The following is a 17,835-nucleotide window of genomic DNA, read 5'->3' as shown; positions in this document are numbered from 1 at the left end:
TCTTCACGGTGTCGAGTCCCCTCCGGCGGATGGGTCGATGGGCGGGTCGGGGGGCTGGGGTGTCGTCCGGTCGGTGGTCTCCAACGCGTGACGCAGTGCCGCTCGTGCTCTGTGCAGCCGCGATTTCATCGCGGCGCTGCTCAGACCCAGCGCACGGGCGACGGTGCCGCCGGGCAGGCCCTGGATGTCCCGCATGATCAGGACCTGCCGCTGGTCACGGGGCAGGGAACCGACCGCAGCCGCGATCCGCTCCACCTCCAGCCGGTGCAGCACCGCGTCCTCGGCGGAGCGTTCCGCGGACGTCTCCGGTCCGGCCGGCGCCTCGCCGCCCCGCGAGACGAGCAGCCGTACCTGCCGCAGGCACTCGTTGCGCACGATCCGGAACATCCAAGAGGCGAGCGCCCCGGTGCTCCGCAGGGTGCCGATCTTCCGGTAGAGGATGATCAGCGCCTCCTGTGCCGCGTCCTCCGCGTCCTGCGGCGAGGCGCACAGCGACAGGGCGAACTTGCGCACGTGCGGCTGCGATTCCATGACGACCGTGGTGAGCGACGTGAAGTCGCCGTCCTGAGCGGCCCTGATCAGCGGCTCGTCCGGCCAGGCGTAGCGTTGGTTCATCTGCTCCTCATCTTCCCAAAGGCTCCCCTCGCGCGCCGCGCCGGTCAGCTTCGGCCCTTGTAGCGCCGCATCAGGTGCCAGCTGCACGCGCCCACGAGCAGGGCTCCGACCACTACGAGTCCAGTGACCATCATGTGCGTTTCCTCCCGGTTCCGCCGGCCCGTTCGGCCGGTACACACACAAGAGGCGGGCAGGCCCGGAAAGGATTCACCCCGGCCCGGATTTTCTCGCGGACACCCGGCTAGAAGGGGAGTCCGATCAGGCCCCACCCACGGGCGCCGGCCTCCGTGGCCACGTCGCCCCATTCGCGCAGCAGCGCCGCGGTGGCGTCGAAGCCGGCGGGCCGGCCCGCCCAGCCGGCGGCCTCGTCCGCGAAGGGCCCGCGAAGCTCCTCCAGCCGGGGCGCGGCGATCTGCCAGGAACGGACCAGCTCCGGTACCTCGTCCGGGGCGCTGAGCAGGAGCACCCGGGGGCGCCACGGGGCGGGGTCGTCGGGGAAGCCGCGCGCGGCGGGCCGCTCGTCCTCCGCGGAGGACGTGGAGTCCATACCCGTGAGGTCGTCCGGGTCGTCCCAGAACAGGCCGCGCAGGAAGTGGTCCAGGGCGTCCCGCAGTTCGGGGGCGACCCAGGTCCGGACGTCCTCCCAGGCGTTGGCCAACCGGGGGTGGTAGCCGTAGGAACCGGTGGTTCCGTAGAACCGGTACTCGGCGCACCAGGTCACCTGCCGCTGCCACGCCCAGCCGCCCGTCACGGCGGAGTCGGCGTCTTCGCACGCCGTGCAGCAGAAGTCGGGGCAGGCGGCGTCGCGCAGTACTTCGACCCTGTCGTCCGCCGGTATGCGCGCCAGGTGGTCCCAGTCGACCATGAGCACGGTGATGTCGAGTCCCATCGGCACAGGCTAGTCGTGGTCGTCGTCCCGGAGGGCGGTGCGGACGCCGGTGACGACCACGAAGATCAGGCAGAGGGCGATGACGGTTTCGGCCCACAGGAAGGCGAACCAGTCCAGCACGCAGCCGATCGGGGGCGCGCCGGGGGCGTTGTTGCGGAACGCCGAGAGGGCGAACAGGGTGGCGGCCATCCAGCCGAGTGCGGCCCAGACCAGGCCCTCCCCGCGGGTCGCCATGTACCAGGCACCGATGGTCACGGATGCTGCCAGCGCCCACATCACGATCATCATGAAGACGGCGAAGGCGAGCAGGCTGCCCGATCGGGCCAGCACCAGCGCCATGCCGGCAGCCTCTTGCGCGGACGGGACGGGTGTCGCGGAGGTTGCGAAGAGCGTGTCGTGGTTGGAGAACAGCAGCCGCACCGGCACCTGCTCGGCGTCCATCTGTGCCCAGAATTCGATGTCGGTCTCGTAGGTGTCGAACGGGTAGTCGCTGATCGATCCATCCGTGATCGCTACCTGCACGTCCCTGATCGTGAGCCGCTCGTGGGCCTTGAACTCCAGATCGCCGAGTGTCTGCGCGGAGGTCTGGAGGCTGAGATCAGCGACCGGGGCGGTCCCGTCCTCCTCACCGAGGGTCCCGCGCGCGGTGACCCGGACCCGCAGCGTCAGCTCTCTGGCCGCGGCGTCGACGCGTTGGACGTCGGCCTCCACGTCCACCCGGTCGGCGGCCTGGGATCCGACGGTGCGGACCGTGTCGAGCACCTGCCGCTCGGTGAACTGCAGCCATGACCCCACGGCCACCGCCACCACGATCAGGATGGCGAAGGGGAGCAGGACCGGCAGCAGCGAGGCTCCCGAGCGGCGCGGAGGACGTGATTCCCAGGTGGGGGCCATGGTGACACTCCGACGGGGCGGGGAAGAAGAGCGGTGTCAGGGCGCGGTCTTGAACTCCGGCGCCTCAAGGCTCTTCAGGCATTCGGTCTTCGGCGCGTCCGGGTTGTCGAAGAACGAGACGGCGATGTCCTGGGCGCACTTCGAGGTGGCGATCACCACGTGCGGCTCGTAGGGGATCGTGACGACCTTGGCGTTGCTCAGTGTGCGGGCGACGTAGGCCCCGTTGTCCGCTCCGGTCTGGGCGTCGAACGCACCCGACAGGGCAAGGGTGGGGATGTCGCTGGTCGTGACGTCCCGGATCGAGGGCGCGGCCTTGGGGATGTTCCAGACGTCGCAGTCCGGATGGAGGGAGGTGAGCATCGGAGTCTGGGCCTGCACCGAGCGGGGGAACGACGGGAACTCTTTCCGTCCGGCCTGGAGCGCCGCGTCCTTGCTCTCGTACGGCGTCCACTCGCTGCAGAAGATGCCGTAGGCGAGACCGTGCGAAACCACGCCGATGCCCTTGGGGTTGGTCCTCCAGGCCGCCCACTGCTGGGCGATCTTCTGCGGGTTGCCGTTCGCCAGCTCGTCGATGAAGAGGGGTACGTCCTCCGCGGTGTGGGTGGCGGAGGTCAGCCAGTTCACCAGGGTCCCGCCGTCCAGCACGACCTTCACCGGCTTGTCGCTGCCGGGGACCGTGACGGTGGTGGTGACGGGCTTGGCTTCGAGGTCGCTGACGAGCTTCTCGAAGGTGGCCGACAGGTTCGGATAGCGCTTGTTGCAGGCGGGCTGGTCCGCGCAGGCCTTGAACAGGCCGTCGGTGCCCTGCCGGAAGCTGCTCCAGGTCGCGGCCGACCCGGATCTGGACGGCGGCAGGATGCCGTCGATGCCCACCGAGCGGAGACCTTCGGGGTGCAGGCGCATGTACGCCAGCGCCAGATGGGTGCCGTAGGAGATGCCGTACAGGTTCCACCGGTCGACGCCCAGGGTTTTGCGGAGGTCCTCGTAATCGGCGGCGCTCTCGGTGTCGTTGTAGGCACTGAGGTCGATCCCGCGGGCGGCCAGCTTGTCGCGGCAGGCCTTCGTGGCCTCGACGTGCAGACGTTCGGTGGACGGAGCGTCGTAGACCAGGCCGACCACGCGGGCGTTGAACTCGTCGACGTTGGGGCACAGGAGCTCCGGGTCGGCCGAGTAGGTGCCGCGTTGGGACATGAGTATCACGTCACGGTCGCGGTTCAGGCCTCCGTCGACGGCCAGTTTCGCCTCGCCCACGGCGTCGTCTCCGGGTCCGCCCGCGAGCCACACGATGGGGTCGGGTTTCGGTGTGCCGGCCACGGCGGGCACGATCGCGACCCCGAGTTCGATCGTCTTGCCGGTTGGTGCGGCGCGGTTTTCGGGGACGGTGAGCGTTCCGCAACGGGCCCCTGCGAGTTCCTCGACCGGGTCTTTCGTCTTCGGGCAGGGACCCGGTTCGAAGCCGGCGTCGCCCACCGTCCGGGCGACCGTGCCGATCGGCGCTCCGGGGCTGGGCTCGGTGCGGGACTGTGCCTGGGCGGGGGCGGTGAGCAGGCCGGTGACGAGGAGACCGGTCGCCATGCCGGCCGACGTCGCCAGGAGCCGTCGTGCGGGGCGCCTGCGACGGGGAGCTTGGTGGAGGGTCATCTGCACTCCCGGCTATTTCGGGATGATCGTGAACGGCTGGGGCTCGAGGTCGTCCACGCAACGCGTGTCGGGCGCGGTCGGGTGGGCGAAGAACGAGGCGAGCACGCTCTGCGCGCAAGGCGACTGCGGGACCACCCAGTGGCCGATCCCGGGGACCTGCACGGAGGTCGAGTTGGACAGGTTGCGGGCCACTCCCCTGGCCCAACTCGCCCCGGTCTTCACGTCGAACGTGCCCGAGATGACGAGTGCCGGCACCGAACTGGAGGTGGGTACCCGCTGGACGGACGCGCGGTCCGGGACGTTCCAGATCCCGCACACCGGGTACTGGAAGGGCAGCTGCGGAGGCTGGGCCAGGACGGTGTCCGGCCAGCCGGGGTAGGCCTTCTGTCCCGCCTTCAGCACGTCGGGTTCCGAGTACCCCGGGGCCCATTCACTGCACGCGATCGAGTTCGTCAGGCCGTGCGCGAACTCGCCGGCCTTCTGGACCGAGCCGGCCGCGCGGGCCTGCGCGAAGCGCTCCGGGTTCCCCTTGCTGAGTTCCTCCAGCGCTGCGGGCATGTCCTTGGGCCGCGGGGTGAAGGCGACGATCAGGTTCAGCAGCGCACCCCCGTCGAGGACGGTCTTGACCGGTTTCCCGCCGTCCGGCGGCGTGACGTTCAGCGTCAGGGGCCGCGCCTCCAGCTCGCGGACCTGCTCCGTCAGCAGTCGGGGAAGGTCGGGGTAGCGGTCCTTGCAGGCGGGCTGGGCCGCGCAGGCCGCGAAGATGTTGCGGATCCCCTCGGCGGTGCTGCCCCACGTCCACGGCAGGGTCACGAACTGGGAAGGTGCGATCGAGTCGATCGCCACCGCGCGGATGCCCTCGGGGTGCAGGCGCAGGTACGTGAGGGCCAGGTTGCTGCCGTAGGAGTACCCGTAGACGTTCCACCGGGGGATGTCGAGCGCCTTGCGCAGGTCGGCGAAGTCCGCGGCGTTCTCCGTGCTGTTGTAGGCGCTCAGGTCGACTCCGTCGGCCATGAGGCGGGTCCGGCAGTCCGTCACCGCCTTCAGCATGATCCGTTCCGCCTGCTGTGCGTCATAGCCCAGGCCCACCGCCTGCCCGTTGAACCGGTCGACCTCCGGGCAGGCGAGGTTCGGCTGGTCGTAGCGGTTGCCGCGCTGGGCCATGACGATCAGTTCGCGGTCCTTGTTCAGGCCGGATTCGACGAGGAACGGGATGTCGTCGAACGTGTCGGCGCCGGGGCCGCCCGCCATGAACACCACGGGGTCCGCGGCGGGTTTGTCCGAGGCGGCCGGGATCCTCGCGACGGCCAGCTTGATGGTCCGGCTGCCGGGGCGGGAGCGGTTCTCGGGGACCTCCAGGTACCCGCACTGTGCGTCGCTCAGCGCTTCGATCGGCTCGGGCGGCTTCGGACAGGGACCGGGCACGAACCGTGAGGAGCCTGCCGCGCCGGGTTGCCCGGCCGGCTGCGGAGCCGCTGACGGCGGGGCTGCAGCGGAGCTGCTCGGTACGGGGCCGAAGGCTGCCAGGCAGACCAGAGCCGTCGCGGCGGTCGCCCCGCGAATGCTGTGCTTTGGCATGTGATCTCGTTCCTCTGCCGGACAGAGGTGCCTGACCTGCCCGGCCAGGCCGCAGCGGTTTGGGCGGAACGCACGTCTTCAACGCTACCCGGCGGAGCGTTCGCGCGCTCGCGGTGCGGTCACGCCCGGTGGCGAGGCCGCCCCTCCCGTCCCGGTCCCCCTCTTCGTGCGTCTCTTCGGACCACCCGGTAGCGTTGTGTGCGCCGCCGGGGGCGAGTACCCGTGGGCTTGCCCGCGCGGTTCAGTGCTCGCAGAGCGAGAACTCCCGTTCGTAGAGCTGCTCGTTGTGTTCGTCGACGAAGAACTTGCGTTCCTTCATGAGTTCCTCGCGGTACGTCCTGGCCTGGTCGAGCGTCATGGTCGACGTGTCGGACCAGGGCTGCTGCGGCGGTACGTCGGAGGTCGAGACGATCCGTTCCGCCGGGTCGACCAGGAAGAACGCGAGGATCTTGCGGTGTCCCGGGCGGGTGGGGTCCGCGAGGCGAAACGCGTCCACACGGTGCTGGAGGGCGTTGGGAAACGCCAGGCAGCGGCCGGCCGGGGTCGGTACCGCGCCCAGTACCTGGTTGAGCGCGTCCTCGTCCTCCAGGCCATAGACCTCGCGCAGCCCGGCGTCGTCGTTCTGTTCGTAGCGCGGGTCGTCGAGCGCGGCCCTGAAACCCAGCCGGCTCTCGGTGATGTTCTCGCTGTCCCAGTAGTAGATGCCGGTCGAGACGATCCGCTCGTTCAGCATGCCCTCGACGTGCCAGGAACCTCCGGGGTACTCGGGCTTCTCCGGGGTGAGGTGGAGGGTGGCGAGCTTGACGATGACCTGGAGCCGGCGGCCGCGCAGGTCGACCCGGGCGGAGGCGTCGGGCCGTGCGGGCGGGCTGAAGGCCGGGGCGTCCGGGACGACCGGGCGGCGGTTCTCCCACCAGGCCTCATGGGCCTCTTCCCAGGCGTCGCGGGCATCCAGGTAGGCCGCGTTGTCGCTGTAGGACGACTGGCTCGGATACTCCGGTTCCGAGTCGTACCAGCCGTAGGGATCGGCCTCGATCCGCAGGGGCCGCGGGTGCCTCAGGTCGGTGAGCACGTTCTCGAACAGCGGGCGCAGGCGCGCGAACACGTCCGGCAGGACGGACGCGAGTGCGTGATGCGTCTCGGGGTGGACGTTGTTGACGTACGAGCGGAAGGCGACGGCGCCGTCGTCACTGACGTCGGCGTCCGTGGGCAGCCACTGGAACCTCTCCGAGAACTCGTACTTCGAGTAGCGGTTCGTCGGGTTCTGCCAGGCCCGCTCAGGACCTCCGCTCACCTCTCTCACCAGGCAGAACAGTGAGGGGTGGACGAGATCCAGCACCTGGCCGTCGGATCCGGGATGCCAGTCCCGCTCCGCTTCGGGGACCTCTTCCAGGACGCGGACCGCCTCACGCAACCGGGTCCTGAGCTGCTCGTCGACGAGGGTGTCCGACTGCCAGACCCCGTCGACCGCGGACACCTCGACGCCGGTGCGCGCGTCCCGCAGCGCGGCGTAGTGCTCCAGCTCGGCGAGAACGTAGCGCACCTGCGCTTCGGTCAGGCCCTGCGCCAACGCTTCCCGCGTCCACCTGGCGACGATGTCGGCGTCGTTCATCTTGTCGAACCACGCGGGCTTCGCGCGCAGGTGCGAGCTGCACTGCATCATCTCCAGCTCCCGCAGCGTCCGTGGCGCCGCGAACGCCGGGGAAGGGGAGCTCTGGAAGGGCAGAGGAAAGGGGGACGAGCCGGTCACTTCTGGTGGTCCTCACAGTCGGTGTGCGGTGCCCGGAAGAATAACCCGGCCCACTGACACCACAGGAGGCGGAGGGGAGGAACGGAATGTCAGGGCGTCTTGTCGGCGTTCGCCGACAGGCGTTCGATGACGTCCGTCGGGGCCACCATGTAGGACTTCCCGTCGATCGACGCGCGGTACGACGTGTTGACCCTTCGCCACACCGCGCACGCCTCCTGCCCCGTGATGCCGAGGGAGTTCTGCATGCGGGGGTTGAAGAGGTCGTAGTAGTGCAGCGACAGTCCCGGTTCCACGGTCTCGGGGATGCGGGCCGAACCGTCCGTCGTCTGGTTCACGAGGACGCTGATCACATGCGCCATGTGGAGGGCGGGCAGCCGGCCCTGAGGGGCGTCGGGGTGCTGGAAGACGTGCTGCCAGTGGTACGAGTCGACGTCCGGCTGTGACGCGACGGCGCTCTCGGCGAGGTCGCCGAGGTAGGCCCGCACCGATCCGCCGTTCCGGAGGGCGCCGGCGAGCGCGTGCTGGATCCGCTTGACGAGGTCGTCGTCGTCCTCCGGGGCCTCGTACTCGAGCCGCGCCTGCTGCACCGCGTACTCCTGGTAGGACGCGGGGATCCACTCGGGCACGTCGTTGGCCGAGGAGACCTCGGCCGGTGCGGCGTCGGCCGGCTGCGCCGGGGCGTAGGCGTCGAGGCGGACGAGGGCGGCCCCGGGCATCTTGTCGGACAGCTGGATGTCCGGGTTCAGCACCTGCGAGCAGTTCAGCCAGAGGCGCAGGCGGGGGCCTTCCTCGCCGCCGGGGAGCCAGATGGCCTCGGGGAAGCGGTCCCCGTCCTCGGTGACGCGGACGGGCGGACCCAGGCGCCGCGCGACACCGTCGACGTAGTACCGCCAGGCCGCGTGGGCGCGGACGAGGACTTCCGGGTTCTCCTCGGCGGAGTCCGCCTCGATGGCCCAGGGCGAATAGCGGGCCAGCCGCACGGGGTTGAGGAAGCTGCGCCCCTTGCCGTACAACTCGAAGGCGTTGCCGGAGCGGCTGTGCACGGTGAGGACCGAGTTGATCTCGAGGGTGGTGAAGTATTCCACCGACTTCATCCACGCGGCGAGGTCACCCTCGCGTACGGGCGGCCCCGACCAGAGTGCCGGATTCGGCAGTCCTATGAAGAGGGCCGCATCCCTGACCTGGGCCGCTTCGTGTTCGCGCGTGGTCGGCACTGGTGTTCTTCTCCCGCCGGTTGATCGTCTGGTGATCATCTTAAGCGGTCGGCCGGTTCAGGCAGGTCAGCAGATCAGCTGTCCGGTGAGAGCCCGTTCGACGACCGTGGGCGCGGCCGGACTCCGTCAGTGCCTGAGGGGCGGGGGCGGGTGAACCGGAGCGAGCGGAATCCCCTCTTGGTGGAGGACCGAGGGAGAAGTCCATGGCAGGCAAGGCCGTTCCGGCAGCGGGGCGCGTACTGGTGGTGGGGCTCCTGTGCGCCCTGATGGCGGGGTGCGGGAGTACCGCGCGGGGAGGGGCGGCAGGACCTGGGCCCGCGCCCTCCCTCGCGCCGACCGCCGACTGCGGACATGCCGGTCCGCCCACCGACCAGGAGACCGGCGGCCATGCCGGACCGCCCACCGATCAGGAGGCCTCGGGCGGCGCCGGTCCGCCGACCGACGCGGAGATCGGCAATGGGGGCGGCCCCTGCGGGCCCGCGGACTGGTTCGAGATGACCCGGGACTTCCAGGCCTACCTCGTACAGCATCTCACCAAGGCCGACGACGGAACCGTCTCCCATCGGTCCGTACGGGAGACCCGGGTCCGGAAGGCAGGCGCCGTCGGCGAGGCACGGATCACCTTCTACTCCGACTTCACCGACGACGCCCTCAGCCACGGCGCCGCGCTCCGCCTGGCCGGGCTGTTCGCCGACTGGCGGCGCGAGGTCTACGGCGACACGGGCAGCGTGTCGGTCCGGACCACCGAAGGGACGGTGCTCGTCACCCTGCCCTGGTGACCCCGGGCCGACGCTCGTCCCGCACCCCGAGGCGGACCTCCCGCGTCCCCGCCCAGCTCGAAGGAAACGGCCGGTGATCCCGATGTGCCACCCCCGACCGTCCGGCGGTGCGGAGCACCGGTTCAGGAGCCGATGAAGCGGGTGGCGCCCACGAACGGACGGTTCGACAGGGGCTCCTCCCTCACCCTCTCCCCCGTCTTGGGCGAGTTGATCATCATCGGTTCGCCCTGGTCGTTCGTGCCGACGTAGATGCCCACGTGGGTGACGTTGGAGGTGCTGCTGCCGAAGCCCACGATGTCGCCCGGCCGGAGGTCGGCCGGAGACGTGATCCGCTCGCCTTCGGCCGAGCTGGCGGGGGCGGCGCCGCCTCCGGCGTCGAACTGCGGCTGGCTGTCGCGCGGGATGGTGATGCCGAGGGTGGAGTACACCTGGCTCGTCAGGCCGGAGCAGTCGTAGCCGAACCCGGCCGTGCCGGACCAGAGGTACTCCAGGCCCAGGAACTTGCGCGCTTCGGCGACCACGTCGTCGCCGGTCACCCCCGACGTCGGAACCTTCGCGAGGTCGTCGCGCTCGAAGTAGATCGGCGTGCCGTCGTTGGCCCGGGCCTCCACGACGGACGGGGCGCCGGGGACGGGCTTCACGGCGAACTCCGTGTTGAACGAGTACTCGGTGCGCCCCTTGGACGGCGCCCCCGCCGCCAGTGCCTGACGCGAGCGGTAGCCCCAGGCCGTCGGACCGGTGACGCGCTCCGCCGTCGTGCCGGACGGGGCCTTCTTCCGGAGCTTCGTCAGCTGCCGGTCGGGCATCCAGCCGGGGTAGCCGGCCGCGTCCCGGGGCGTGGGCTGGCCGTGGACCACCACCTTGTCCCAGAGCACGCCGTCCTTCGTCGTCGTGTCCACCACGGTGACCCTGCCGCCGTACAGGGCCTGCGTCTCGCCCGGAACGTCTCGGCGCAGGTTGATGTCGTGGGCCATCGCGGCGAACCAGCCCCTGATGTCGACGGGGTTGGTGAGCGCCTTCGCGTCCACCGTCCGCACCTTGTCGGGGCTCTCCCAGATCTGGGCGACGGACACGTCCACGTAGCAGGTCCTGGCTCCCCGGCAGGCGGCCGAGGCCGCCGGAGGGGAGGCGTCCGCGGCGGCGACGTGATCGGTCAGGGGGACCAGGGTCATGAAGGCGCTGACGGCGACGGGAAGCGCGATGTTCGAGAGGGGCATACGACGATTGTCCTGCGCGGGTGACAACAAGCCAGGGACCGATCCGGCCGACCGTGCGGCTGATATCGGACAGGCCGGCGCAGCCCCGTCCCAGCCGTGGGACCTCTTGTGCGCCGCTACGGCGCCGAGCCCGGAACCGCCCTCGTTCACGCGTGAACCCGGGGGCCGGTCAGCCCGGCCGGTGCAGCTCTCCCGCCTCGTGGGCGCGCACGAGGGCCAGGTACTCGGCCGCCAGGCGGTGGCAGTCACCGGGCCACCGCGCGGAGACGTAGTTGCCGTCCGTGACGGTGAAGCCGCGTCCGGGCCGGGCGGCGGTGTCGCGGACGGGCAGCGGCGGGCCCGGGCGGAAGTGGCGCGGATCGGCGAGCGCCTCGGTGACCTCCCGCTGCACGGTGGTGCGGTACGTGCGGTAGTAGCGGCCCAGCCAGAACCGGGTGAGGTTCCACCCGGTCAGCTCCAGCAGGGCCGTCAACGCCGTGGTCCGACGGCCGTGGAGGACCGAGCGCCCGGTGGCGGGATCCTTGGCCCGGGCGGCGAGCAGCACGCCGTGGCAGACGGCTCCCACCGGCAGCCCCCGGGTGAAGACCCGTGCGAACAGCTCCTGGGCGGTGGCGTCCTCCAGGAGCGTCCGCATGCCCGCGGCGTGGCCGCCGGGTACGAACAGGCCCCTGACGGCGGCCGGATCGACATCCGCGTACGAGCAGGGGGCGAGGAAATGGGGGTCCTCGGTCAGCCGCCGGTAGGCGGCGAGCTCGGCGCGGCGGGTCATCAGCCAGGGCGACAGCCAGGAGAAGCCGAGGTCCGTGAGCCTGGGGTCGGCGTACGCGGCCTTCCCGCCCGGGGTCGCGAACCGTACCTGCAATCCGGCGTCCCGCAGTGCCGCCCAGGGCACCGCCGCCTCGGTGGGGTCGTAGTCGCCTGCGGGGAGCAGGAAGAGAATCACGGCGTACTCCTCGGTGTCCGAAGGCCGACCCTAGGAGCGGCCGACGGCCCCGTCATTCACTCCGGCGGCCAACCCGTTGACTCCCCGGACCGGAACCCGGACCGGAGCCCGGGACGGGGCCCGGCAATCGGCCGGCCGACGGTGTTGACGCGGGCGGGGTGCCCGCATTGACTGGCGGTCGTGTCCGTCATCGAGCCGCCCTCCGTCACCGCGTGCTACGCCTTCGCCGTCCTGAGCGCCACGGCCGAGGGCACCGGCGGATCGGGTCCCTGGGCGCTGCCCACGGACCGGCTGGAGTTCGGCGAGATGCGCGCCCTGTGGGACGAGGTCCTCGGCGCCGCGGGCTCCGGCCCGCACACCGGGCTCCTGGTGGGCGACCGCATCAAGCCCGAGGGGCTGCACATCCTCGGCCACCTCGTCCTCACCTCCGCCAGCCTCGCGGAAGCCGCGGAGGCCGCCGAGCGCTACCACCCCCTGGTGAGCCAGGCCGGCACGGTCACCCTCCACCGCCGCGCCGGGGTCGGCCGGGTCTGCTACCGGCCGACCGTGGACCCGGCGGCCATGCACCCCCAGCAGGTGGAGGCGATCGTCAGCAGCATGGTGCGGGCGGGCCGCTGGATCGCGGGCGACGGCTGGGCGCCGCTGGCCGTGTCGTTCACCCACCCCCGCAGGGGCTCGGCGGAACCGTACGCCCACGTCCTGGGCTGCCCCGTCGTCTTCGACGCTCCGGAGACCGCGATCACGGTCGCCGCCGAAGACCTCGACCGGCGCCGCCCCCTCCACGACCCGGCGCTCAACGCCCTGCACCGGGCCTACGCCGACCGGCTCCTGCACCGGCTGTCCGCGGCCGTGACCGTCGCCGGGCGCGTACGGCAGTGGCTGGAGGACGCCGCGCTCGATGACGCGGGACCCGAGGGCCCCGCCAAGGAGCTCAGCCTCAGCGTCCGGAGCCTGCGCAGGGCCCTGCACGCGGAGGGCACGTCGTGGCGCGCGCTCCTCGACACCGCCCGCCACGGCCGGGCCAGGCGGCTGCTGGAGACCACCTCGCTGCCACTGGACCGGGTCGCCCCGCTCGTCGGTCTGAGCGGCGCGACGGCCCTGGTCCGGGCCTTCACCCGGTGGGAGGGCATGCCTCCCGGCGCGTACCGCAGCCGGCACCGGCCCGCGTCACCGGACCCGGACCTCGACGGCTCCGGCGGCCGGTGAGGACCTCACGGGCTCCGGCCACCTGCCGGGCGGCCCCCGCCAGTCAGCGGAGGGCCCGGTGTGGCGGCGGGCGACGTAGGGGGCCGTGCTGTGCGTGTCGGCCCGGTGTGATCCGCCGGATGGGGCACTTCGGAGGCGTCGCCGAACGCGGTACACCGCCGTGTTCCGGCCACTGGGTAGCTTCTCGATCAGGTGCCTCGCGCGTGGACGCCCTCGGGCGCCATGTGACGGCCCGTTGACGACAGCCCCGAGGCGAGGAGAGCGACATGTCCCGACCCATCACCGTGGGAGTGGACGGCTCCGAAGGAAGCGTGGCGGCGGTGGACTGGGCCGCCGAAGAGGCAGCGCTGCGCGGCAACGGCTTGCGGCTCGTGTACGCCACGCGCTGGGCTCAGCACCAGGTGGCGGCGGTGAGGGTGTCGCACGAGGACCGTGCGGGTGAGGCGGAAGACGTCCTCGCGGCGACGGAGCAACGCGTCCGGGCCCGGCGGCCGGAGCTGGCGCTGACGGCGGAGGAGATCGAGGACGCCCCCGCCGGCGTGCTGCTCGCGGCCGCCGCCGAGGCCGAGCTCCTGGTCGTGGGATCTCATGGGCTCGGCAGCGTCCGCGGCTTCATCGTGGGTTCGGTGGGGCAGGAGGTGGTCGGGGACGCATCGCGTCCCGTGGTCCTGGTGCGTCCTGGATACGGGCAGAACGGTGCGCGCGGCTCCTCCGGAGGCGGCCCCCGGAAGGTGGTCCTCGGCGTGGATGTGAGCGAAGCACACGACGCGCCCCTCGATTTCGCGTTCGACTTCGCCGGGCGGCACGGCGTCCCGCTGGAGGTCGTGCACACATGGCACCACTCCTTCCTCCCCCACCGCGCGGCACCCGCCGACGCCGAACTGGCCTCGGCGCTCGCCGACGCCGTGCGCCCGTTCCGGGAGAAGTTCCCCACGGTGGAGGTGTCCGAAGTGTCCGCTCCGGGACGGGCGGCGGAGCACCTCGTCGGGGCCGCGTCGGACGCGAGCCTCGTGGTCGTCGGCCGGCGCAGGGCGGCCAGGGGTTCCCACATCGGAGCGGTCACCCACGCCGTCATCCACCACGCCCCGTGCCCTGTGGCCGTCGTGCCGCACGACTGACGTACGGGGCCCACCCCGCCCGGGGTGGGCCAGGCGGCTTCCGGCGGGCCCGGGCGATCGCCCCGTCCGCCGCCGGCCCTGGTCGGGGATCCCCGGTCAGCGGGGAATCCAGGACCGCGAACGGGCGTTTCCCGCGTATGGGCGATGCATCCCGGTACGACCATGACGAGCGCGGCTACGACCATGACGAGCTCGGCCCGTCCAGTTCGGTGACCGCCCGCGCACGCATCGCTGCCGACCGCGCCGACACCCTCGCGCGGGCGGCCGCGCTGAGCCGCGACTTCGACGGGATCGTCGCGGCGAACGCCCTGATCGCGGTCGACGACGAGCACGACCCCGAAGGAGGCAGCACCGCCTTCGAGCGCGCCCACGTCGCCTCCCTGCTGGAGCGGGCGAGCGAGCACCTGCGAGAACTGGACCGGGCACAGGAACGGCTCGAACAGGGACGGTACGGACAGTGCGAGGGGTGCGGCGGGACCATCCCGCCCGAACGCCTGGAAGTCCGGCCCGCCGCGACCACCTGTCTGCACTGCGCCCAGGCCGATCCCCGCCGGCCCCCGCACCACGCCACGTCACCAGGAACCACGCCCCCTCCCCCGGCACCGGGCTGACCTCACCTGCGGTCGCGGCGCGGCGCGGCGAGCCGGAACCGGCCGCGCCGATCCGCGTCGCACCACCTACACCGAGCGGGGCCGGGGAAAGACGAGCCGCGCGGCGGGGTCGCCCGAGGGCAGAGCGACGGGGCTGGCGCCGTCGTGGTTCCGCGGAGTGCCCTCCACCGGGCGGGTGTGTTCGGCCGCGCGCGCCATCCACTGCCAGATCCCGGACGAAGGACCGGGCGACGCCGTCTCGGACTCGGCGCCGCTGATCCACGTCGTGAGGGAGAACCTGTAGTCGGCGAACCGGCCGCTGGGGCACGTGGACGGGACCACCTCGTGGAACGCACTCGCCGGGAAGAACACGATGCTGTCGTGTTCGGGCTCGATAGTGCGGCAGGATTCCGCCGGCCGGGCCTCGCCGTCGTGGAACGTGGTGTCGTACAGGCGGAGTTGGCCGCCTTCGAAGCCGCGGGGCCTGCCGTGGAGGTAGTACACCGCCGACAGGGCCGTACTGACGTCCCGTACGCGCGAAGCATCGGTGTGGAGGCCGTAGTGGCCCCCTTCGCCGTGAGCCGTCAGGACGGTCAAGGTCTGCGTCAGCACGGCCTGATGGCCGAGGACTTCCCTCACGAGCGGGAGGGAGTCCGCCAGGTGCGCGGCGAAGACGGAACTGGTGACGGGGAGCACGAGGGAGCTGCGCCCCTTGCGGGTGACCTGCCCGGACAGGGGGTCCAGGACGGTTCCCGCGTAGAAGTCGGCCTCCCGGGAGATCGCGTATGCCAGCAGGGAGGCGGCGCGTTCCGCTCCCAGGAAGTTTTCGAAGCGGCAGACCGGCGCCGGCATGACGGGAGACGCTGACCACGGCGAGGAGGGCGGCAGCACATCAGTGCTGATTTCCGTCGGCATGGCCGGTTTCATCGTGTATCCGCTCATGGCCCGGAACCGTAGCGGGGAGCTCCGTATCGCCGAAGGAGCACGCGGGGGCGCACGGGAGTACGCCGCCCCCGCGTCACGTCCTGCCGCGTCGGAGACAGTGCCGCTCTCCCCCGTGCTCCGCGACCGTGCCCGCACTCCGCCCCCGTGTGGTTACGCGGCGGTACGACGACACCCCGTCCGTGATGCGCAGGGCGGACCCTTGCCCCGGCGGTGTTCAGGCCCCGGGACTCCCGCTCCCCCGCTCGACCGGAATCCACAGCTGGGAGTCGGTCTCCGTGCCGATCTCCACCGGCTGCGTCCGCAGGAGTTCCGGGCCCGGCCGGCTGGTGTACGGGTTCGAGGGGAACCACTGCGTGAACACGTCCCGCCACAGCTCCTGGAGGGCGCTCGGATAGGGCCCGTGGTTGTCGAAGACAGCCCAGGTCCCGGCCGGCACGTCGAGGGCGTCGAGGTCCTCGGCGGCCGCGTCGGGACCGGTCACCACGCCGATCCAGTAGTCCACCTCGGCTCCCTCCTCCCGGCTGCCGGTCAGGTACACCACCGCCGACAGGACCCCCTGCGGCTCCCGGTGGACCAGTTCCTTCATCCGTACGACCGCCTGCTCGTCCAGGCCCTCCACGTGCGCCGAGGCGGCCGCGTTGACCCCGTCGTGCACGAGCGGGACCCGGGCCTTCCTGCCGACGACGCGGAACGGCTCCTTCTCCACGATCCGGTACCGCATGGCCGTAGCCCCTTCGACGACGACACGGAAGGACATGCGCGGCTGGGCCGTGAGCACCGCGCCCGTGCGCCGGGCCTCGCCCGGCCCGATGCCGTGCACCGACCGGAACGCCCGGGCGAACGCCTCGCCCGAGCCGTACCCGTACCGCACCGCGACATCGAGCAGCGTCAGCTCCCCGGCCAGCACCTCGGCCCCGGCCAGCGTCATCCGCCGGCGCCGCACGTAGACCGGGAGCGGCATCCCGGCGAGCGCGGAGAACAGCCGGCGGAAGTGGTACTCCGACACCGCGGCGATCCGGGCCACCTCGGCCATGTCGACCTCGCGGTCGAGGCAGGTCTCCAGGTGGTCCAGCGCCTGGTTCAGCCGCTCCAGCACGTGTATCCGTCCTTCTTCCTCGTGTCCCCGCCGCGGGAAGGCCCGCCCCGCCGGCGGGCCCGGCCCGGCGAGCCGTGGCGGCCGGCATCCGAGCCTAGTGCCGTCTGGTGGGCGAATCCGGTCGCACCCGCCCGACAGAACCGGCGCGGGAATTGTCGGGCGGGTAGCCCGGGCGTCGACCGAGGCTTACCGGCATGACTGATATCGAGGGAACGTGCGAGCCGCGGTTCACCGCGGTCCGTGAGACATTCGCGGCACTGCTCGGCAAGGACGACGTGGGTGCCTCGGCGGCCGTCTACGTGGACGGCGAGCCGGTGGTCGACATCTGGGGTGGCTACGCCGATGCGGACCGCTCCACCCGATGGGAGCGCGACACCCTCACCGGCGTGAACTCGACGAGCAAGAACATGAGCGCCCTGTGTGCGCTGGTCCTGGCCGACCGGGGCCGGCTCGACCTGTCCGCGCCGGTGGCCGCCTATTGGCCTGAGTTCGCCGCGGCCGGCAAGGAGAACGTGCTGGTGCGGCACGTTCTGTCGCACACCGCGGGCCTGCCGGACCTGGCCGGGCTGACGGCGGTCGAGGAGCTCTACGACTGGGAGGGCGTGACGGCGGGACTGGCCGCGCAGGCTCCCGAATGGGAACCCGGAACGGCCGCCGGCTATCACGCGCTGACCTTCGGGTTCCTCGTCGGTGAGATCGTCCGCCGCATCACCGGTCGCGGTCTCGCCGAGTTCTTCGCCGAGGAGGTGGCCGCGCCGCTGGGCGCGGACTTCCACATCGGGCTCCCCGCGGAGCATGACCACCGGGTCGCACCGCTCGTCCCGCCGCCGTCCCTGACGGACGAGTACGCCTCCAGCGCACCGCCCGGACCGGACGGCGCACGCCGGGAGTACACCGGTGCCGCGATCCGGGTCAGGGACGTCAACTCCGCGGCCTGGCGTCGCGCGCAGATCCCCGCGGTGAACGGTTTCGGCAACGCCCGGTCCGTCGCCCTCGCCCAGTCGGTACTGGCGAACCGGGGGTCGGCCCGCGGTGTGCGACTGCTGTCCCCCGAGGGCTGTGAGCCCGCGTGGCAGGAGGTGTTCCGCGGCGACGACCGCGTCCTGCGGACGCCGATGTCCTGGACCGCGGGCTTCGGCAGGTTCGGCAATGCCTTCGGCTGGGGCGGCTGGGGCGGCTCGCTGGTCGTGAACGATCCCGAGTCACGCATGACGGTGGCCTACGTCATGAACCAGATGCTCGACCGGGACCAGCAGGAGGACAACCGCGGCATGGAGATCGTCATGGCCGCCTACAGCGGACTGCACTGACGCCGCGAGGGGCGGTCAACGCCCGCCCGTGCTTCCGCCGCCGACCGCAG

16 protein-coding genes are annotated in these 17,835 nt (G+C 71.7%); 5 read left to right on the top strand and 11 right to left on the bottom strand.

What is annotated here, in order from left to right:
- Nucleotides 1-3 precede the first annotated feature (3 nt).
- From AC07B0_RS03870 to AC07B0_RS03840, 7 genes are all read right to left on the bottom strand, one after another.
- On the bottom strand, nucleotides 4-615 hold the full coding sequence (locus tag AC07B0_RS03870) for an RNA polymerase sigma factor (RefSeq protein WP_478896565.1): 612 nt from the start codon (nucleotides 613-615) through the stop codon (nucleotides 4-6).
- A 241-nt stretch (nucleotides 616-856) separates the two neighbouring features.
- Nucleotides 857-1,504 carry a hypothetical protein gene (locus tag AC07B0_RS03865; protein WP_478896563.1) on the bottom strand — a complete coding sequence of 216 codons (648 nt, stop codon included), beginning with the start codon at nucleotides 1,502-1,504 and terminating at the stop codon, nucleotides 857-859.
- A gap of 9 nt (nucleotides 1,505-1,513) precedes the next feature.
- Nucleotides 1,514-2,398 carry a DUF4436 family protein gene (locus AC07B0_RS03860; RefSeq protein ID WP_478896561.1) on the bottom strand — a complete coding sequence of 295 codons (885 nt, stop codon included), beginning with the start codon at nucleotides 2,396-2,398 and terminating at the stop codon, nucleotides 1,514-1,516.
- A gap of 36 nt (nucleotides 2,399-2,434) precedes the next feature.
- Nucleotides 2,435-4,039, bottom strand: a complete 1,605-nt coding sequence (locus AC07B0_RS03855; RefSeq protein WP_478896559.1) for an alpha/beta hydrolase — start codon at nucleotides 4,037-4,039, stop codon at nucleotides 2,435-2,437.
- A 12-nt stretch (nucleotides 4,040-4,051) separates the two neighbouring features.
- Complete coding sequence (locus AC07B0_RS03850; protein WP_478896557.1) at nucleotides 4,052-5,617, bottom strand: alpha/beta fold hydrolase; 1,566 nt, start codon at nucleotides 5,615-5,617, stop codon at nucleotides 4,052-4,054.
- A gap of 241 nt (nucleotides 5,618-5,858) precedes the next feature.
- The gene (locus AC07B0_RS03845; RefSeq protein ID WP_478896555.1) at nucleotides 5,859-7,367 is read right to left on the bottom strand and encodes a DUF4246 domain-containing protein; all 1,509 of its coding nucleotides are present in this window, start codon (nucleotides 7,365-7,367) and stop codon (nucleotides 5,859-5,861) included.
- Between the two features lie 89 nt (nucleotides 7,368-7,456).
- The gene (locus AC07B0_RS03840) at nucleotides 7,457-8,581 is read right to left on the bottom strand and encodes a hypothetical protein (RefSeq protein WP_478896553.1); all 1,125 of its coding nucleotides are present in this window, start codon (nucleotides 8,579-8,581) and stop codon (nucleotides 7,457-7,459) included.
- Nucleotides 8,582-8,784: 203 nt separating this feature from the next.
- Here AC07B0_RS03840 and AC07B0_RS03835 point away from each other — a divergent pair, with 203 nt between their 5' ends.
- Nucleotides 8,785-9,360 (top strand): hypothetical protein, encoded by a 576-nt coding sequence (locus AC07B0_RS03835; protein ID WP_478896551.1) that lies wholly within the window; start codon nucleotides 8,785-8,787, stop codon nucleotides 9,358-9,360.
- 122 nt (nucleotides 9,361-9,482) lie between these two features.
- Here AC07B0_RS03835 and AC07B0_RS03830 read toward each other — a convergent pair whose 3' ends face one another.
- Nucleotides 9,483-10,577 (bottom strand): C40 family peptidase, encoded by a 1,095-nt coding sequence (locus AC07B0_RS03830; protein WP_478896550.1) that lies wholly within the window; start codon nucleotides 10,575-10,577, stop codon nucleotides 9,483-9,485.
- A 169-nt stretch (nucleotides 10,578-10,746) separates the two neighbouring features.
- Complete coding sequence (locus AC07B0_RS03825; RefSeq protein ID WP_356880731.1) at nucleotides 10,747-11,520, bottom strand: type 1 glutamine amidotransferase domain-containing protein; 774 nt, start codon at nucleotides 11,518-11,520, stop codon at nucleotides 10,747-10,749.
- 180 nt (nucleotides 11,521-11,700) lie between these two features.
- On the opposite strand from AC07B0_RS03825, the gene AC07B0_RS03820 reads away from it, so the two are divergent.
- The 3 genes from AC07B0_RS03820 (at nucleotide 11,701) to AC07B0_RS03810 (ending at nucleotide 14,455) form a co-directional block, all read left to right on the top strand.
- Nucleotides 11,701-12,726 carry an AraC family transcriptional regulator gene (locus tag AC07B0_RS03820; protein ID WP_478896548.1) on the top strand — a complete coding sequence of 342 codons (1,026 nt, stop codon included), beginning with the start codon at nucleotides 11,701-11,703 and terminating at the stop codon, nucleotides 12,724-12,726.
- A 266-nt stretch (nucleotides 12,727-12,992) separates the two neighbouring features.
- The gene (locus AC07B0_RS03815; RefSeq protein ID WP_356880735.1) at nucleotides 12,993-13,844 is read left to right on the top strand and encodes a universal stress protein; all 852 of its coding nucleotides are present in this window, start codon (nucleotides 12,993-12,995) and stop codon (nucleotides 13,842-13,844) included.
- 137 nt (nucleotides 13,845-13,981) lie between these two features.
- On the top strand, nucleotides 13,982-14,455 hold the full coding sequence (locus tag AC07B0_RS03810) for a TraR/DksA family transcriptional regulator (protein WP_478896545.1): 474 nt from the start codon (nucleotides 13,982-13,984) through the stop codon (nucleotides 14,453-14,455).
- A 66-nt stretch (nucleotides 14,456-14,521) separates the two neighbouring features.
- Here the strand turns inward: AC07B0_RS03810 and AC07B0_RS03805 are convergent, their stop codons facing one another.
- Both AC07B0_RS03805 and AC07B0_RS03800 read right to left on the bottom strand, forming a co-directional pair.
- On the bottom strand, nucleotides 14,522-15,376 hold the full coding sequence (locus tag AC07B0_RS03805; RefSeq protein WP_478896543.1) for a 2OG-Fe(II) oxygenase: 855 nt from the start codon (nucleotides 15,374-15,376) through the stop codon (nucleotides 14,522-14,524).
- Between the two features lie 217 nt (nucleotides 15,377-15,593).
- On the bottom strand, nucleotides 15,594-16,475 hold the full coding sequence (locus tag AC07B0_RS03800; protein ID WP_478896541.1) for an AraC family transcriptional regulator: 882 nt from the start codon (nucleotides 16,473-16,475) through the stop codon (nucleotides 15,594-15,596).
- 194 nt (nucleotides 16,476-16,669) lie between these two features.
- On the opposite strand from AC07B0_RS03800, the gene AC07B0_RS03795 reads away from it, so the two are divergent.
- A complete protein-coding gene (locus AC07B0_RS03795; protein WP_478896539.1) occupies nucleotides 16,670-17,785 on the top strand; it encodes a serine hydrolase domain-containing protein in 1,116 nt (371 codons plus the stop codon).
- Nucleotides 17,786-17,835 lie beyond the last annotated feature (50 nt).

The sequence above is a fragment of the Streptomyces sp. NPDC044704 genome (assembly GCF_056433525.1).
The sequence above is the reverse complement of the archived record's forward strand: the minus strand, read 5'-3'. Positions and strand labels throughout refer to the sequence as shown.